Origin of the sequence: Salicibibacter cibarius (assembly GCF_016495725.1) — a bacterium.
GTDB classification, from domain to species: domain Bacteria; phylum Bacillota; class Bacilli; order Bacillales; family Marinococcaceae; genus Salicibibacter; species Salicibibacter cibarius.
Map to the genome: position 1 here is coordinate 1,038,307 of NZ_CP054705.1, position 16,552 is coordinate 1,054,858.

Annotated in this window: 27 protein-coding genes; all 27 read left to right on the forward strand. The window is 42.9% G+C overall.

What is annotated here, in order from left to right; translation table 11 throughout:
• Positions 1-9: 9 nt before the first annotated feature.
• A complete protein-coding gene (locus HUG15_RS05285; RefSeq protein ID WP_200127637.1) occupies positions 10-1,839 on the forward strand; it encodes a DNA primase family protein in 1,830 nt (609 codons plus the stop codon).
• Between the two features lie 504 nt (positions 1,840-2,343).
• Positions 2,344-2,532 carry a hypothetical protein gene (locus HUG15_RS05290; RefSeq protein ID WP_200127639.1) on the forward strand — a complete coding sequence of 63 codons (189 nt, stop codon included), beginning with the start codon at positions 2,344-2,346 and terminating at the stop codon, positions 2,530-2,532.
• On the forward strand, positions 2,529-3,098 hold the full coding sequence (locus HUG15_RS05295; protein ID WP_200127641.1) for a dUTP diphosphatase: 570 nt from the start codon (positions 2,529-2,531) through the stop codon (positions 3,096-3,098). Before HUG15_RS05290 ends, HUG15_RS05295 begins: the two co-directional genes overlap by 4 nt.
• A complete protein-coding gene (locus HUG15_RS05300) occupies positions 3,088-3,426 on the forward strand; it encodes a deoxycytidylate deaminase (protein ID WP_200127643.1) in 339 nt (112 codons plus the stop codon). The genes HUG15_RS05295 and HUG15_RS05300 overlap by 11 nt, the downstream gene beginning before the upstream one ends.
• Entirely contained in the window at positions 3,411-3,710 is a 300-nt protein-coding gene (locus tag HUG15_RS05305; RefSeq protein ID WP_200127645.1) for a DUF3310 domain-containing protein, read from the forward strand. The genes HUG15_RS05300 and HUG15_RS05305 overlap by 16 nt, the downstream gene beginning before the upstream one ends.
• Positions 3,691-4,386 (forward strand): sigma-70 family RNA polymerase sigma factor, encoded by a 696-nt coding sequence (locus HUG15_RS05310; protein ID WP_200127647.1) that lies wholly within the window; start codon positions 3,691-3,693, stop codon positions 4,384-4,386. Before HUG15_RS05305 ends, HUG15_RS05310 begins: the two co-directional genes overlap by 20 nt.
• An 82-nt stretch (positions 4,387-4,468) precedes the next feature.
• On the forward strand, positions 4,469-4,819 hold the full coding sequence (locus tag HUG15_RS05315) for a hypothetical protein (RefSeq protein WP_200127649.1): 351 nt from the start codon (positions 4,469-4,471) through the stop codon (positions 4,817-4,819).
• A gap of 223 nt (positions 4,820-5,042) precedes the next feature.
• Positions 5,043-5,246 carry a hypothetical protein gene (locus HUG15_RS05320; protein WP_200127651.1) on the forward strand — a complete coding sequence of 68 codons (204 nt, stop codon included), beginning with the start codon at positions 5,043-5,045 and terminating at the stop codon, positions 5,244-5,246.
• A 3-nt stretch (positions 5,247-5,249) separates the two neighbouring features.
• Complete coding sequence (locus HUG15_RS05325) at positions 5,250-5,555, forward strand: hypothetical protein (RefSeq protein ID WP_200127653.1); 306 nt, start codon at positions 5,250-5,252, stop codon at positions 5,553-5,555.
• A complete protein-coding gene (locus tag HUG15_RS05330; RefSeq protein ID WP_200127654.1) occupies positions 5,552-5,695 on the forward strand; it encodes a hypothetical protein in 144 nt (47 codons plus the stop codon). The genes HUG15_RS05325 and HUG15_RS05330 overlap by 4 nt, the downstream gene beginning before the upstream one ends.
• Complete coding sequence (locus HUG15_RS05335; RefSeq protein WP_200127656.1) at positions 5,688-5,912, forward strand: hypothetical protein; 225 nt, start codon at positions 5,688-5,690, stop codon at positions 5,910-5,912. The genes HUG15_RS05330 and HUG15_RS05335 overlap by 8 nt, the downstream gene beginning before the upstream one ends.
• Entirely contained in the window at positions 5,909-6,106 is a 198-nt protein-coding gene (locus HUG15_RS05340) for a hypothetical protein (RefSeq protein WP_200127658.1), read from the forward strand. Before HUG15_RS05335 ends, HUG15_RS05340 begins: the two co-directional genes overlap by 4 nt.
• A 276-nt stretch (positions 6,107-6,382) precedes the next feature.
• Positions 6,383-6,811, forward strand: a complete 429-nt coding sequence (locus HUG15_RS05345; protein ID WP_200127659.1) for a DUF722 domain-containing protein — start codon at positions 6,383-6,385, stop codon at positions 6,809-6,811.
• A gap of 458 nt (positions 6,812-7,269) precedes the next feature.
• Positions 7,270-7,464, forward strand: a complete 195-nt coding sequence (locus HUG15_RS23470; protein ID WP_343073149.1) for an HNH endonuclease — start codon at positions 7,270-7,272, stop codon at positions 7,462-7,464.
• Positions 7,457-7,672 carry a hypothetical protein gene (locus tag HUG15_RS05355; RefSeq protein WP_200127661.1) on the forward strand — a complete coding sequence of 72 codons (216 nt, stop codon included), beginning with the start codon at positions 7,457-7,459 and terminating at the stop codon, positions 7,670-7,672. The genes HUG15_RS23470 and HUG15_RS05355 overlap by 8 nt, the downstream gene beginning before the upstream one ends.
• Before the next feature lie 204 nt (positions 7,673-7,876).
• Positions 7,877-8,530, forward strand: a complete 654-nt coding sequence (locus tag HUG15_RS05360; RefSeq protein WP_200127662.1) for a hypothetical protein — start codon at positions 7,877-7,879, stop codon at positions 8,528-8,530.
• A gap of 15 nt (positions 8,531-8,545) precedes the next feature.
• The gene (locus tag HUG15_RS05365; RefSeq protein WP_200127663.1) at positions 8,546-9,040 is read left to right on the forward strand and encodes a phage terminase small subunit P27 family; all 495 of its coding nucleotides are present in this window, start codon (positions 8,546-8,548) and stop codon (positions 9,038-9,040) included.
• Positions 9,030-10,580, forward strand: coding sequence for a terminase large subunit (locus tag HUG15_RS05370; protein ID WP_200127665.1), 1,551 nt, complete (start codon positions 9,030-9,032; stop codon positions 10,578-10,580). Before HUG15_RS05365 ends, HUG15_RS05370 begins: the two co-directional genes overlap by 11 nt.
• Positions 10,581-10,589: 9 nt before the next feature.
• The gene (locus HUG15_RS05375; protein ID WP_200127667.1) at positions 10,590-10,760 is read left to right on the forward strand and encodes a hypothetical protein; all 171 of its coding nucleotides are present in this window, start codon (positions 10,590-10,592) and stop codon (positions 10,758-10,760) included.
• Positions 10,729-12,756, forward strand: a complete 2,028-nt coding sequence (locus HUG15_RS05380; RefSeq protein ID WP_211202349.1) for a phage portal protein — start codon at positions 10,729-10,731, stop codon at positions 12,754-12,756. The genes HUG15_RS05375 and HUG15_RS05380 overlap by 32 nt, the downstream gene beginning before the upstream one ends.
• Positions 12,757-12,771: 15 nt before the next feature.
• Positions 12,772-13,464, forward strand: a complete 693-nt coding sequence (locus tag HUG15_RS05385; RefSeq protein WP_200127672.1) for an HK97 family phage prohead protease — start codon at positions 12,772-12,774, stop codon at positions 13,462-13,464.
• Positions 13,461-14,696 (forward strand): phage major capsid protein, encoded by a 1,236-nt coding sequence (locus HUG15_RS05390; protein WP_200127674.1) that lies wholly within the window; start codon positions 13,461-13,463, stop codon positions 14,694-14,696. The genes HUG15_RS05385 and HUG15_RS05390 overlap by 4 nt, the downstream gene beginning before the upstream one ends.
• Positions 14,696-14,971: a hypothetical protein gene (locus HUG15_RS05395; protein WP_200127676.1), complete on the forward strand. Its 276-nt coding sequence runs from the start codon at positions 14,696-14,698 to the stop codon at positions 14,969-14,971. The genes HUG15_RS05390 and HUG15_RS05395 overlap by 1 nt, the downstream gene beginning before the upstream one ends.
• Positions 14,964-15,455: a head-tail connector protein gene (locus HUG15_RS05400; RefSeq protein ID WP_200127678.1), complete on the forward strand. Its 492-nt coding sequence runs from the start codon at positions 14,964-14,966 to the stop codon at positions 15,453-15,455. The genes HUG15_RS05395 and HUG15_RS05400 overlap by 8 nt, the downstream gene beginning before the upstream one ends.
• Positions 15,455-15,787 (forward strand): phage head closure protein, encoded by a 333-nt coding sequence (locus HUG15_RS05405; RefSeq protein WP_200127680.1) that lies wholly within the window; start codon positions 15,455-15,457, stop codon positions 15,785-15,787. The genes HUG15_RS05400 and HUG15_RS05405 overlap by 1 nt, the downstream gene beginning before the upstream one ends.
• Positions 15,780-16,139, forward strand: a complete 360-nt coding sequence (locus HUG15_RS05410; protein ID WP_200127682.1) for an HK97-gp10 family putative phage morphogenesis protein — start codon at positions 15,780-15,782, stop codon at positions 16,137-16,139. Before HUG15_RS05405 ends, HUG15_RS05410 begins: the two co-directional genes overlap by 8 nt.
• Positions 16,136-16,552, forward strand: a complete 417-nt coding sequence (locus HUG15_RS05415; RefSeq protein ID WP_200127684.1) for a DUF3168 domain-containing protein — start codon at positions 16,136-16,138, stop codon at positions 16,550-16,552. Before HUG15_RS05410 ends, HUG15_RS05415 begins: the two co-directional genes overlap by 4 nt.

The following is a 16,552-nucleotide window of genomic DNA, read 5'->3' on the forward strand; positions in this document are numbered from 1 at the left end:
AGTATGTATATGTATGTCGAGTTTAAAGCAGGTGAAAAACATGCCGCCAAAGGTGCTGATATAGCAGAGACTCATGACGCTTTCCAAGATGCTGGATACATCCTAACAACGGATGACCTTGTTGTTGACATTGACGATTTACCAAAAGAGACTATCCAAAATATATTAGACATCTTTAACATCCGAACAGAAAGGGTCTGGACGACAAGGGGTGTCCATCTCTACTTTAAAAAGCCCGACGGTTTTAAAGGTGCTTCAAAGGTTATTCCACTAGGGTTTAACGTGGAGTTTAAACATAACAAAAACACCTACGCAACAGCCGTCAAACAAAATGGAGAGGAGCGTCTAATAGAGAACCCAGGAATTAGAGAAGACTTACCCTCCATTTTGCATACAAGGAAAACATTACAGAACTTACAAGGGTTATCCGACGGTGATGGTAGGAATAACGCCATGTTCAACCATCGGGTCAAGATACAGGGTTTGGTGGACAACTGGGAGCAAGTCTTACGTTTCATCAACAATCACATTTTCGCCGATCCATTGAGTGACCAAGAATTTCAGACGTTGGCTAGGGATGACATTCCCGTGGACAAGAAGGACATGAAAGAGCCTGATTATGCTAATTTGATCATGCGTAAGTACAACGTAGTGATGTTTACAAATAACCTCTATTTCCGTTTAAACGATGAATATACAAATGATGAGCACAGGCTTAGACGAATGGTGGCAAATGAGGTAGGGGCTGTAAAAACAACATTTATGGACGAGGTGATTAAGCAGATGCGTTATACGGCTCCGCTTATTGAGGATGATAAGGCGTTTGATATTAAATTTTCCAACGGTATTTTAAGAAATGGTAAGTTCATCCCTATTGACTTCAAAGAGTTTACGCCCTATTACGTCAAGATCCCGTACACCCCGGATGCCGAGCCTGTCAAAGAAGTGGACGACTACCTATACATGCTGACAGAAGGCGATGAACAATATAAAAACCTAGTGTTAGAAGTTTTAGGACATACTCTCGTTACGGATAAAGAGTTTAAAAGGTTGTTGGCCAAGTTTTTTGTGTTCGTTGGCAGCGGCGGGAACGGTAAGGGAACGTTGCTGGAAATCATAAGGAACATTTTAGGTAGGGATAACTGTTCGTCACTAAGTATTAAAGACATGGCTGATGAAAGGTATCTTTACAACATTAAAGGTAATTTGGCCAACTTGGGTGATGACATTGAAGACGAGCCTATTAATAACGAGCGGATCAAAATATTGAAGAACATCAGCACATGTGACGACATTAGTATCCGTGCGATGAGGGAGAACTCTGAAACAGTTTCGATTACAACGTCATTAATATTTACCTCAAATCATCTCCTTAAATCGTGGGAAAAAGGGGATGCATATAAGAGGCGTATATTATGGCTCCCGATGTATACAAAACCGACCAATAAGGACCCAAAGTTTATCACCAAGATTACAACGGACAAAGCGCTAGAATATTGGGTGAAATTGGTTGTTGAAGGTTATTTCAGGCTTTATGAAAATAACGGGTTTACCCATTCAGACAAGGTTGAACAGTTCAACCAGGAGTATCACTATGAGAACGATTCTATACAACAATATTTGGAGTTGGTCGAACAAGACGATTTTATTAATCAGCCCGTGGCAGACGCTTTTAAAGTGTATGAGGAATGGTGTGAGGATAACCTGATTAAACCTAGGAGTACAAGGGCGTTTTCCAAAGATATAAAGGAAAAATATAATTTAACAGCTAAACAAAGGAAGGTTAACGGTAGGAATAAGAAGACGTTTTTACTTTCTGAATCTGAAATAAAACCATAACAAAGGTAGGTTTGCAAATGTTCATAGAAGTGACGAGCAAAACAAACGGGGAGAAGATCATGGTTAACCTCCATAATGTTGAACAAATAAAAAGTCATACTGGTCATGATTGTATTATGTATTTCGGCCAAGGTAACCATTCAAAGGTGATTATCGAGGAAAATTATGACTGGATCAAAAGTTTATTACGTACAAAAGGGATCATCTTTTAACAATAAGTATTACTTTATTTCGGTTACCCTAGTTACCTCTTGGTTACTATTTCGGTTACCTAGTCAAAGTACTGTCGAATTAGTATTTACTCGGTTAAGGTAACCGAGTAACCGAAATATAACACTATTAGAATATAAGAATAAAAAGTAAGTGTTTAAAGACTTACTCTGTAAAACGTAAATGGAATGGGTTTTGAACGGTTACGGATACCTACCAATCATGAACCCTGTTGTGATAAGGATTTGGATGGGTAACCAATTATAAAACTTGAACGAATGAAGGAGCAATAACATGCCAAAAACAAGCCAAATGCACACCCTGCAAATAAGAATCACACGCTGCACATTGCAAGAAGCTTATGCGTCAATTCTGGAAAATGAAAAACGAGGCTATCAGCAAGTGGGGGATATTGGAGAGACCAGAGATCAAAATGGTGCTCCCCGGTATATTGTGACGATGAGGAAGGTGGCGGAGGAATGAACCTAACCAAACTATTTGAAACGCAGAAAGCATTAGATGATCGCATCATTGAAAAACATGGTTTGCAGGACATGGACAGACTCCCCTATTTAATTATAGCACTCCAAGTGGAATTGGGCGAGTGCGCCAACGAGCATAGAGGATTCAAATATTGGTCGGAGGATCAGGAACCGAGAAATAAAGTTTTTACAATGAACCCCGGAGAAAACGATCAGGAAGCACCTTTAGGCGGATATAAAAACCCACTCCTCGAAGAATACGTGGACTGCCTGCATTTTATCCTATCTATTGGCTTGGAACTGAACATCACAGAAAAACAACCGTTGAAGCCGAAGTTTCCAAATAACGATGTCACAAAGCAATTTATTTACGTGATGGATAAGGTGACCGGGCTGTACAAAAACATAAAATTAAGCTTTGGAAACAACAAAGATCAAATTTGGCAAAGGATATTTTCAGAGTTTGTCAGATTAGGCGAGAGCATGGGCTTTTCCTGGAACGAAGTCGAACAAGCCTATTTTGCCAAAAACAAAGTAAATCACGAAAGACAAGCAAATGGCTACTGAGCGTTGCCAAAAGTTATACGTCAAAGCTGTGGTCTATAAAGGCAATCGAATATTAGGGGCGGGCGAGAACCGCCCCATCACTCCATGCGATGATCATACGTGCCATCACAACAATCATTGTATTAACAGTGTCCATGCAGAAGCCAAGGCGCTACTGGAAGCAGGAAAGCAAGCAAAAGGTGCAAGTATGCGAACGACGCATGAACCCTGTCACCAGTGCAGGAAGCTGATTATAGCGGCTGGTATTGAAAAGGTCTATTACGAAAATGAAAAGCACGATCCACTTAATTATAAATTTAGAGGTGAGGTTAAATGGGTGAAGGTTTGACAAAAGAAGGTAAAAGAGAGATTGGTCAGGCTTATTGGAATGCTATTAAACCGGATAAAGATAATATCAACTCCCCTGATCACTACACGTCCGGCGATATCGAATGCATCGATGCAATCAAGGAAGCAACAAAACACTTAGACGGATTTGAAGGCTACCTTACCGGAAACATTATGAAATATCTGTGGCGGTACAAGCACAAGAACGGTGTGGAGGATTTAAAAAAAGCTTCTGTTTATCTGAAATGGTTGGAGGAATATGTAAATGGAAACGAAAAACCTTGACGGAAAGGATTTGACCATAGAAGAAGCATTAACCCAATACCGAAACTTGATCAAGAAGATAACAAACAAAATGTTCATCGAAGGTAAGTATCGTGATATGGACCGAGAAGATGTGTCTCAATTAGTCTCTATGTCTTTAGTCCATGCTTATAACACGTACGATCATGAGCGAGGTAAAACGTTTTTGGCATATGCGTATTTTATTATGATAAGGCAAACATTAAATCAGATGAGAGGTTACAACAACGGTATCCACATTCCTCCACGTGTGCGGGAAACGATGGGGAAGATTCGGAAGCATGAAATGGAAGACTATAGCGCTGATATTATTAGCAAAACGTTTAACCAATCACTCGTGGATGCTCAAAGGGCGCTGAAGTATCTATCATATTTTTCCATACGAACGTTTTCTGACTTTGAATATGACGATGACGAAGAAAGTTATATCTTGGAGGGGGCGTTAAGCGATTCGGATGATTTTACATCACCTGTGGTTAACGATTTTATAAAGTCCTTGGATGATGGTCAACAAACAATCGTTCGTATGCGCCTGTCTGGGTTTAAACTAAGGGAGATTGGTGATGTGTTTGGGATCACACATCAGGCGACTCAAAGGCGACTTATGGTAATCAGGAAACGATGGTATGAATTTAAAGGAGATATAGCGCATGTTTAGGCGTATAGGCGTTGGTAAGATTTTGTTTATTTTACTGTTCGTCTGGATATTTGTGGAATTGATAATAAGGGAGTGGTAGAGGGTGAAAGATTTAAAAGATGATCAAAAAAGCGGTCTAGTATCAACGGTTAATTTCATTTCTAGGGTTGGTTATTTCTTCTTAGTTGCTTTTGTTTTGATGAAGATATGGGGATGGTTTGTGACTCCTTTTGGAATTACTGAGCTATCTTATGCCCATTCTTTAGGTTTATTGTTTTTCTTTCGATTGATCAAAACAAAAGGTACTGAGGTTGAAACGCTAAATATGTTAGGCCAGTTCGTGGGAATAGGTAGAGGATGGAAACAGGAAGCAAATTTAATGAACACCCTCGCTTCAATAATTGTTGTATTGCTCTTTTTAGGATTCGGTTGGATTATTCAATTGTTTATGTAGGAGGGGTAGCGAATGAGTGAACCATGCTATGTCCGCATAAAAAAAGACTAGATCGAAGGCTAGTGTGTAGGCGTGTTCCAGTATTCGAAACCTCATGATGCATCGTTGATGGTCGGTGGCCACCCAGGTGGAATTGTTGCGTACCCTGTTGCAGTTGTAAAGGTGGACAAAAAGTTCCTAGAGGTCAGAGTAAATGATGTGATTTTTATGGAGGGTGAAATTAATGGCAACTAAACAAGAGTTGATAGATTTTTACCACAGCGAGTGCGAGAGGTACTTTGAAGCGGCGCAAGACGGAAGGGTAAAAGCAGCAAATGCAGCAGATGAAGAAGATGCACACTTCTATTCTAAAGCAATCAGAGAAAATGCATTGATTGCGTCGATATGCAAACAGTTTGTGAAAAACTTGGAGGAAATGGAGGGGTAGCGAATGAGCGAGCGGTTAGACAACAAAGTAATCATACGTGACGCAAACGGCAACATCATCGCTAAAAATGAAAACATGATAACGAGTGATGATTTGAGCAGGGATACGCACCCTGTCCATATGACGGAAAATCAATATCGGTGGTATCGGGAGCAAGCCGAGAAAGCGGAGCGGTATGAACGGTTTCATAAAGATGTGTTAAATGCCTTTTATCCTATCCTAGAACCTCCTGCTACACAAGAAACGAACGAGAAATCTCTAAAAGAAATAGGTAGATTATTACAAGAATTGGAGGATGACAGCGAATGAAAACCTTAACGCTAGGTGAAGCGATTATCTATATTTGCAAGCAAACAGGAAAAACCGAGGAGGAAGTCTTTGAAATGCCTCTACAAAAAATCATGGCATTGATGATGTCTAATCAAATGGAGGACGTAGGTGATGAATAAAGACACGTGGATTAAAACGAAAGATTTGGATACACCTTTAAATCAGGTATTCCCCGGAACTATGACCAGGAACACTGTTCGTGATTTTGTTCGTCGGTCTGAAAAAGTGCTGTCCATAACACCGGAAAACATTGAAAAGATGGGATATATAAAGCTTAATCGTTATGTAGACAAGCTAGATAAAAAATTAATGGAATTGGAGGGTGAATACGAATGAAAATATACGAATTGACCATCCACGCAGATGATGTTGAATGGGACGGCGTAGTGGGAGCGACTGTACTTGCCCACGATGAAAACGAAGCTATCCAGATAGCTGAAAGTGAACACCCTGATTTGCGGTGGTTTTTGCTGGACGTTTATGAGATAGACGAGCCTAAGTTGATTGGTGTCTATACTATAGATGGTTAAATTTTAAAGGGGTGTTAGCGATTGAAACTGTATCTTTATGAATGTGGCAATTGTTCAGACCAATATGCTGTTGATTATGAAGGACCTCTATCCTGTCCGTATTGTGATGCTGGCGCCAGTAAAAAAGATTATATCAGAGAACTTTTAACAAAGGAGGACGATGGTGAATGACCCTACCAGATTGGTTAATCACAATCGGATTGATACTAACAGCGCTCGTAACGATACCTCTTATAGCTATTGCCATCATGTACAAAAGGAAGTAGGAGTGGTTGGATGCAAGGAACGGAATTGAAAGGTGCCACCTTTAAATATATAGAGTCCGAACTATATGCTTATCCTGATTATCAGAGAGAGATAAGACAGATAAGGGATGAGATCATACACGGACAAGGAGAAGTTGATGAGAATATAGGCGCTGGTAAGAACTCTTACCGAAGTCCAGGCCAACCCACTGAAATAAGAGCAACAAAACTAGAAGCTAACAAAAGGCTCAGGAGATTAGAGGAGATAAGTAATGCCATTGAACGGGTGTATGAGCAGTTAGATGACACACAAAAGAACCTAGTGCATCTTAGGTATTGGTCTAAGCGTGGTGCTAACTGGGAATATGTTGCTGATGAATGTTTTGTAAGTAGGCGTACAGCTTTTAATTATCGGCGGGAGATTGTTTATGCTATTGCTCATTTACTAGGAGAAAATTAACTTGCACTCCTGTTGCACTTTTGGGGTCAACTTAGGTGTTATTATGATAGTGTGCCAAATGACTGACAGCATAAGCTGACCATCATGCACATGACATATCTCCCTCCTTTGTCCATTAGTGTGCCCTGGGTTGTTAACTATACCCGGGGTATTCTTGTGTGGGTGCCGAGTGCTATGCAGTGGCAGGCCCTATGTATATATGGCAGTACCCCTGTTTGTATATAGAGGTACCCCTATCACATATACACATAGCCCCTATTGATATATACATACTCCCCAGACATTGATAGGAGGTATAACTCATGCCTGTACGACCAGGGAGAGCATGTCAGTACGGAGGTTGCGCAAACATAACTGTAGGATCATTCTATTGCGATGAGCATAAGAACATAAGCGAGCGCTCTCGTCTCTCATCTACAGAGCGTGGATACAATCGAACATGGCAGAAGGCGAGACTAATGTTTCTTAGAAGGAATCCTTTATGTGTTCATTGTGAGGAAGATGGATTGTTAACGCCAGCGACTGAAGTGGATCACATTGTTCCGCACAAAGGTGACAAGGAATTGTTTTGGGATAGTGAAAACAATTGGCAATCATTATGTAAGTCTTGCCATTCGATAAAGACAAATAAGGAGATGGATAGACATGGATAACGGATTGATTGACGTTAAGGATAAAGCTTTGGTGTTTGTGCAGGAATATTGCGGCGAGCACTGCCGAGTATTTCAGGATGGAAAGGAATTACATGGCGTAACAGGCGTTCGTATTACAGCAGACGAGGGAGAACCCACTTATCATGAGATTGAATATCTAACAGGAAAAACAAACAGGAAAAATAAAATTCCTGAGTTTCGTGGATAAAATAGATTTTCCAGTTTCAGATTTTCAGATTTTGATTTTCAGATTTCAAAAATAAAATTTCAAAAATATATTTGTTGAGAAATTCCCGGAAGGGATAGGGGATTAAATCGATGGCTGGAAAGCCCGTCATACCGGCGGCCAGCTTCGCGTGAAATTTTTCGCAGGTTTTTACGAACGTGTTTTCGACGGCAAGGAGGGGTAGATATGCAAACATATCGGCGTGAGGGCACAAATCGTGAACTTAGAGCGATCATGCGTGGGGAAAGCGCAAGGGAAGCAATAGGGGAACTCTATCCTGGTTGTGAAATTTTCGGTTTAACAAAAGGACAGTTCTCGTTGATCCACTTGCTTAAAAATATCTTACATCAAACGGGGCCGGCTAACGTTTCTCTCGCTACATGGACAGCGGCGAAAGCAGAAATAAACGCCGCCTACCGTTTGCTTAACGAAGGGAGTATCACTCACCTTCGTTTTTTAGTGGATCGTAGCTTCCCGACTCGACAGCCTGCCTATTGTCAACAGTTAATAGATACGTTTGGGGCAGATAGTTTAAGACTCACTCGTACCCACGCAAAATTTATATTGCTTGATAACGATGATTGGCATTTAGTAATCAGGACAAGTATGAACTTAAATGAAAACGCCCGTGTGGAAAACTTTGAAATAAGCGATGATCCTGACATGCACGCATTTATGATGCAGTTAGTCGATGAAGTTTGGGATCAAGGTGATTGGGATGAATCTAATTTTGAAGATTTATCCATGGGGAAAGAACGGATAAACAAACGAACTGATAATCGCAAGGTTTACAAAGATGAATTTCCGGGCGATCTTGAATTAGATCAACCCGGTTTGTGAAAGGAGGTAAAATAGATGGGAAAACGAGGACCAGCACCTAAGCCAACAAACTTGAAAGTCATGGAAGGGAATCCGGGGAAACGTCCTTTGAATGAGAACGAACCGGAACCAACTAAAGAAACACCTGAATGTCCTGAATGGTTGACAGATGAAGCTAAGGAAGAATGGGATCGGGTTGTTCCAGAACTTGAACGGTTAGGATTGCTTACCGTCGTTGACGGCGCATCATTAGCTAGTTACTGCGCATCTTGGGCCAGAGCTGTGGAAGCAGAATCATGGATGGCCAAGAATGGGCGATACTATGTCACCCGTGATAAAGATGGGGACATTAAATCGATGAGTAAAGTACCTCACGTTGCCATTGCTGAAAAATCATTTGCTGAAGTGCGAGCATTTGCGAAAGAGTTCGGCCTAACGCCATCCTCCCGATCTGAATTGTCTGCTGTTGCGAAGGATGAGAAAAAGTCGCCAATGGCAGAGTTTTTGGAGCGAAAGAAAAATGGTTCATGACAAAGAAAAAGCAATGGAGCCTATTGAATTTTTACAGATGCTCAAACTCACTGATGACTTTTTCGGCGAACCTTTTGTTTTGATGGATTGGCAGCATGACGTGCTTTGGGATGTATACGGAACCGTAAAGGATGATGGTTATCGTCAATATCAGTATGCATATCTGGAAATTCCTAAGAAGAACGCAAAAACAACCACCATAGCTGGTCTGGCTGTCTATCATCTTACATGCGATGGTCCGGAAGGTCAGATTTATTGTTGTGCTGCTGACAGAGGTCAAGCAACACTTGTGTATAAAGCAGCTAGAAGCATGATAGACCAAGATGAAGTGCTTGGCGATTTGTTGAAAGTTACAGACAGTCGAAAAGAGATTATGAACCGTGAAACAGGAACGGTTTTGAAGGTGTTGTCTGCCGAGGCGTATTCCAAGCACGGGATTAATCCTTCGGTCGTCATATTCGACGAGTTACACGCCCAGCCCAACCGTGACCTTTGGGATGTCATGACCTTTGGTGCTGGATCATCCCGCAAGGAACCTCTTTGGTGGGTGATTACAACGGCTGGTGATGACCCCGATCGGCACAGCATCGGTTGGGAAGTACACGACTACGCTCAAAGATTGATTGATGGCGAGATTGAAGATCCCATTTGGTATGCAAAAATATTTGGGGCGGACGAGGAAGATGATATTTACGACGAGCGGACATGGTATAAAGCGAATCCATCATTAGGTAAGACGATTGATATTAATACATTGCGTCAAGAATCCGTAACAGCCCGAAACAGCGAATCATCTGAACGTTTATTCCGTTGGTTAAGACTGAATCAATGGATATCACTAAAACGTGATGGGTGGCTCCCTCTCTCTCTGTGGGATCAGACGCAGGGTGAATGGGATTTGTCCGAACTGGTTGGCAAACGTTGTTATGTCGGCCTGGACTTGGCAAGCACGATTGATATTACAGGGGCTTGCTATCTGTTCCCGCCACAATCAGGCGTGGACGAGTGGAGAGCCATTTTTGATGCATGGATACCCGAGGATAATATGAAAGAGCGGATCAAGCGGGATAAAGCGCCGTATGATCGTTTTGTGAATGAAAAGATACTGCAAGCTACACCCGGTGATGTGGTTGACTATGAGTTTGTAGAAAGCCGTTTGATTGGAGCGAGCAAGCAATATAATATTCAAACGCTCGGCACCGACCCATGGAATAGCCGGATGCTTACCCAACGCTTAATGAAGCAGGGTGTTAACGTCATTGAAATATCCCAAACGATCAAAGGGTTAACTGAAGCTATGAAAATGATCGAACGTATGATGCGGTCAGGGCAGTTTACGCATGAAAAAAACTCTCTCGCTCGTTGGTGCTTCGGGAATATGATCGTTTCCACAGATGGTAATGAAAACATTAAACCTATGAAAAATAAATCAAGGGAACGCATTGACGTTGCTGTGGCACTTATCAATGCAATGGCAACGGCGCTTATGTACGAGGAGTCTAGATCCGTATACAACGTACGTGGTATTCGGGCGTTTTAGGAGGGAGACATGGATCTAAGGGACATAACCGCACTGATAGGAATATTACTTATCTCTGTCGGTGTGGGATTAATCTATATACCAGCAGCGCTAATTATATTAGGGCTGTTTTTTATATTACTAGCATTCTTCGGTATTGGAGGTGATGATGATAGGGATAATTACGAGAATGAAGGGTGAGTTTCGTTCGTCTGATGGTGAACGGTTCACGCTAAAAGACGGAAGTTCTATTTTCGGTGGCGGCACCAATACTAATTCAGGCGTGAATGTCTCTGAATCAAGGGCGATGCAGTTAACCGCCGTGTACGCATGCGTACGTATATTATCAGAGACTGTGGCACATTTACCGTTCCCTGTATATAAGCGTGTTAATCACGGTAAGGAAAAGGCGACAGATCACCATTTATATAATATTTTGCAGAGTCGGGCTAACCCGCATATGACGGCGTTTAATTTTAGAGAAACGGCGATGAATCACCTGTTATTGCGTGGGAATTTCTACGCTGAAATTGAGCGAGATGAAGCCAACCGACCTAAGGCGTTATGGCCTCTCCGCCCGGACAAAATGGATGTAAAACGAACGAGAGACGATAGAGGATTGGAATACTATTATGTTGATCCTGATGGCGGTAATAAAATTTTCCCTAACCACCTCATTTTGCATATTCCGGGTATGGGATTTGATGGATTGCTCGGTTATAGCCCTCTCACACTCGCCCGTGAAGCTATCGGAATGGGCGTTGCGGCCGAGAAATACGGTGCAAGCTTTTACAAAAATGGCGGGCGACCATCTGGCGTGCTTGAAAGCCCTCAAGCGATTGGTGATGAAGGGGCAACGCGCATGCAAGAGGATTGGGAAAGGTTGCATGATGGTCTTGAAAATAAGCACCGTGTAGCTTTATTGGAGCAAGGAACAACGTACAGGGAGATTGGCGTTACCCCTGACGAAGCCCAATTTTTGAGCACAAGGAAGTTTCAAACAGAGGAAATCGCGCGGTTTTTCCGTGTTCCTCCTCATATGCTTGGCGATTTAGAACGCGCTACTTTTAGTAACATTGAACAGCAATCCATTGATTTTGTCACCCACTCTATAACCCCATGGATTAAGAGATGGGAGCAAAATGTACACATGCAGCTATTCGGGCAAGGAACACAAAAGACACACTTCCCGGAATTCGTACTTGAAGGATTGCTTCGCGGAGATACTGAAAGTCGATATAATGCTTACTCGAAAGCTATACAAGATGGTTGGATGAGCCCGAATGATGCCCGAGAAAAAGAAAATAAGAACCATGTTGACGGGTTAGATATTTACAGATTCCCTGTTAACATGGTGCCGGCTGATAAGGCGTATGAAAGGATGGAACAACAACCCACGCCGCCTGATAATAACAGTCCGTTTGAGCAAGAGGGCGAAGATCGCTCCATTAAGTACCACACGCAACAATTAAAACCTGCTCAAAAGCGGGCTATTCATTATAGATCAAATATCCGTGACTCGAATAAGAAAATTATTCGTAGCACCTTAAAACGTATTTTTGAACGAGAAGAAAAAGACGTGATGGCTAAGGTCAAGGATACGTTTGAAGAACGAAACGTCGATGAAACCTTTGCGTCTTGGCTCTCTGACTATTACGGGGAAGAACGAGAAACAATTGAACAAGAAATGGCTCCGGTTATGGAATCGATAGGAACACAGGTTTATGCTTCTGTTCAAGATGAATTGGGAACAGCAAGCGATATGCCGACAAGTGTTCAAGATTTCATCCAAGACTATATACAGGGTATGGCGAAACGGATTAGTGGTAACTCGTTTAGTCGATTGATAACCCAATTAGAAAATAACCCTGATGATGTGGTTTCAGCTTTTCAAGGTGAATTTAATCACTGGCAGGAAAATCGTATTGATTCAGTTGCTGACGAAGAAACCGTACGATCGAGCGGTGCTATTACAACGACGGCTTTTGTGTTACTCGGTGTTGTTACTATGCGCTGGGTGTCACAAGGATCAGAGTCTTGCCCGTATTGTCAAGAAATGAACGGAACGGTTGTGGGTGTGAATCAGAAGTTTGTTAATAGTGGCGATACAGTTGGCGAGGATTTTGTAACAAGTAATGATGTTGGGCATCCGCCCCTCCACGGCGGTTGTATTTGTGAAATCGTTGCGGAAGATTAGAAAGGTGGTGAGCAGATGAAAGAACGGCGCTATTTTGAAACAAAGATTGAGTTACGGGATGAAGGTGAAGATAAACCGTCATCTATCATTGGATACCCTGCTTTATATAACTCACTAAGTGAGGATTTAGGCGGTTTCCGTGAAAAAATTGCAGAAGGAGCATTTACACGGACATTGCAAGAGGGTTCAGACGTTCGTGCATTAATGAATCACGACCCCAATTATGTTCTTGGTCGTAACAAATCAGGAACATTGAAACTTGAAGAAGATGGTCGTGGTTTACGCATGGAAGTTGATCCACCTGACACTGGATGGGCAAATGATTTGCGAACATCCATGTCCCGTGGCGATATCAACCAAATGAGTTTTGGTTTTATGGTTGACCGTGATAACTGGGAAGTCCAAGGCGGTCAAAATATACGAACGCTGGAAGAAGTTGAACTATTTGATGTATCGGTAGTCACTTACCCAGCTTACCCCGAAACGAGCGCAAATGTGCGTTCGTTTTTTAATGATGTTGGATTGGAATTTGACCAGATCGCGGCGATCATTGCCCGGTCAAAGCACGGGTTGGATGTATCCGACGCTGACCGGGAGGTGGTTAAGCGGTCGATTGGCTACCTTGAAAGTCTTCTGAAAGATGGAAATCAAGAATCTATGAATCTTAGAAAAGCAAGACTCAAATTACTGGAGGTCGAAAATACATGAATGTACAAGAAATGAGAGAAAAACGGGCGAATCTCGTTAGCCAAGCCCGTGATTTGATTGAGACAGCGGAAAAAGAAAACCGAGAACTGGACACGAAGCAATATGACAAAATCATGGCTGATGTGGACGATCTGAAAGCCAAAATTGACCGTCAAGAAACACTTGAGCAAGAGGAACGTTTTCTTGAGCAATCTCAAGGGCGCGTTGCTACAAATTATCAACCGGGTGAAATGCCTGGTGAAGAACGTGAAACTAATCCACGCAAAACAGAACAGTACCGTAGTGCGTTCTGGGAAGCGCAGCGGAAAGGCAAAAATGCGATCAATTCAGAACAGCATAATCTATTGCACCGCCAAGACGTTCGCTCCCTTGCTATCGGTAATGACGCTGTGGGCGGTTATATTGTTCCGGATGAATTTGAAGCTAATCTCATTCGATTAGTAGAAGATAACAACGTCATGCGTGGATTAGCTACAACCATTCAAACCGGAAGCGGTGTGCGTGAATTCCCGATTGAACGTGATCGTGGCGAAGCGTTTTGGATTGGTGAGGAAGAAGATTATGAGACTAGTGACGCTGAGTTCGGAAACATCACGCTTGGTGCTCACAAGCTGACAACTGCAACGTTTGCGTCGGAAGAACTTTTAAACGACGCTTTCTTCGACATTGAAGCGTATGTATCTGACATTTTCGGAACCCGGATTGCGGAGAAAGAAGAACTGGCGTTTATTGATGGTGATGGAGATAACAAACCGACAGGCGTACTTGAAGATGCTACGGACGAAGTGGAAGTTTCTTCAGCTAGTCAACTAAAAGCGGACAAGCTGCTTGATTTGTACCATTCCTTGCGTCGGAATCATCGCCGAAACTCCACATTCTTGATTCATGATTCGATGGCTAAAGCGATCCGTAAATTGAAAGACGGAAACGGTCAGTTTATCTGGGCGCCGGGCATCCAAGCTGGACAACCGGATACAATTTTAAACCGCCCTGTCGCTATATCTGACCACATGCCTGAGGCTGAAGCAGGCAACCAAGTGATTGCGTTTGGTGACTTTTCTCGTTACTACATTGCTGACCGTGTAGGTATGGCGATGCAACGGTTGGACGAAGTACGTGCCATGAGGGGGCAAATTGGTTTCCGTATGTATCGACGTTTGGACGGTCGATTGATGGATAGTACGGCTGTTAAAACACTATCATTTGCTGATTCGAGTGGAGGCGATAGCTAATGGCTCACGAACCTAAAAACTATAAGACAGACGGTGGCGACACATGGGTTGTCACCGGTAAATTAGATGTCACCGACGGCGAGATTGAAGGTGTTGACGGCGGGAGCGGTGAGAGAGGACCGGAAGGACCACAAGGTCCACCGGGCGAAGATGGCGAGCAAGGACCGCCCGGTGAAGATGGTTCGGACGGTGCTGATGGTTTCCCCTCTGAATCCGACTGGGATGACCTAGTAGCGAGGGTTGAAGCGCTAGAAAATGGTGGCGACGATGAGTAACCTCATGATCGTAACCTTAGATGAAGCAAAGTTATACCTCCGTATTGATAACGATATGGAGGATGACTTTATAAAAGGATTGATTATCACCGCCGAGGAACACATCAAAAACGTCACTCGTTCTAGCTTGAAAGTGCATGATAGAACGTATGTTGTGGATAACCCTGATTCGGTCGTGGAAATACCTGACAAAGACATTGTCCAACTTGACGAGGTGAAGGCATTCGATTCAAACGGTATTGGGTTTAAAACAAAAGCTTTCCGTGATGGAAACGTAATCACCCACACAACACCGGGAGTTCCGCAAATGGAAATCAAATATAAGGTGTATGACGAGTATGTGCCGGAACCATTACGGCAGGCAGCCCTTTTGCTGATTGCTCACCTATACGAAAACAGAGGTATTATCACAGATACCAACGCCACGCAAATACCGTTTACGTTCCAAGCCCTTGTCGCTCCCTATCGAAAGGGCTTTTTCTGATGCGTGCGGTCAGGATAGGTAAGCTGGACAAGCGTATCGAAATTGGCGATGTGGAGGAAGTGCGGCAGGAAAACGGGCGATATGAGGAAGAATTTGTTTCCTATCATAAGTGTTGGGCACGGGTACACCCTCTCTCTGGATCGGAAAAGTTTGCGGCACAGCAAATAGAGTCTGAACTCACGCATCGTGTGGAAATTAGGTATTTCCCCGGCATTCGTCCACAGCAGGTGATTAAATACGGCAGTCGAACGTTTGAAATTGAAGCTGTGATTGATTTGGATGAGCAGCACCGGGAAATGCATCTCGACTGTGTGGAGGTTGGTGATGGCTGATGTTGAAATCGAAGGTCTTGAAAAGGCTATGCGGAAGTTTTCTAAAATAGCTGGTCAATCGAAGAAAGACATGAAAGAAGCGATTAAGAAGAATGCAGAAGCGATTGAGCAGGATCAAAAAAGATCTGTAGCACAGCGATCAGGGGCGACTGAAGGAAGTATCTCCATTGAATATGAGGATGACGGTTTAACAGCCGACATTCGCCCACGAGGAAGCGAAGGGTTTCGCCGGCACTGGATCGAATTTGGAACGGTCAACCACGGAGCGCAGCCGTTTATGATACCCAGTTATGAAAAAAACAAAGATAACTACGTCAAAGATGCGAATGATGTATTGAGGAATCTCAAATGATTGTCGATTATCACGCAATACAAAACAATATTGACCACTTGCTTTACTACGATGACAAACTAAATAACCTTGTCAAAGGCATTTATATCAACAGGGGCGTACCTGACGGTGCGTCCTTTCCTTATGTCTCAAAAGGTTCGGGTTTCGCCAACCCCGGCGACACCAAGCAAACAGACGGTGCTAATGTCACCTATCAAATAGATGTTTGGGGTCGAAGGGATGACTGGGAAATCCACGAAATTATGATGGCGGTACAAGACGCCATGCAGGGCTTCCGGGCGGAGACAGACCGTACGGAAGTTTTTGATTGCCGTTTGAATTACACAGACGTGCAACTTGATCCCGATGGTTACACACGCCATGGGATTTTGCAGTATCGAATCTTTCAAACTCAAAAAGAAAGAAGGTTTTAG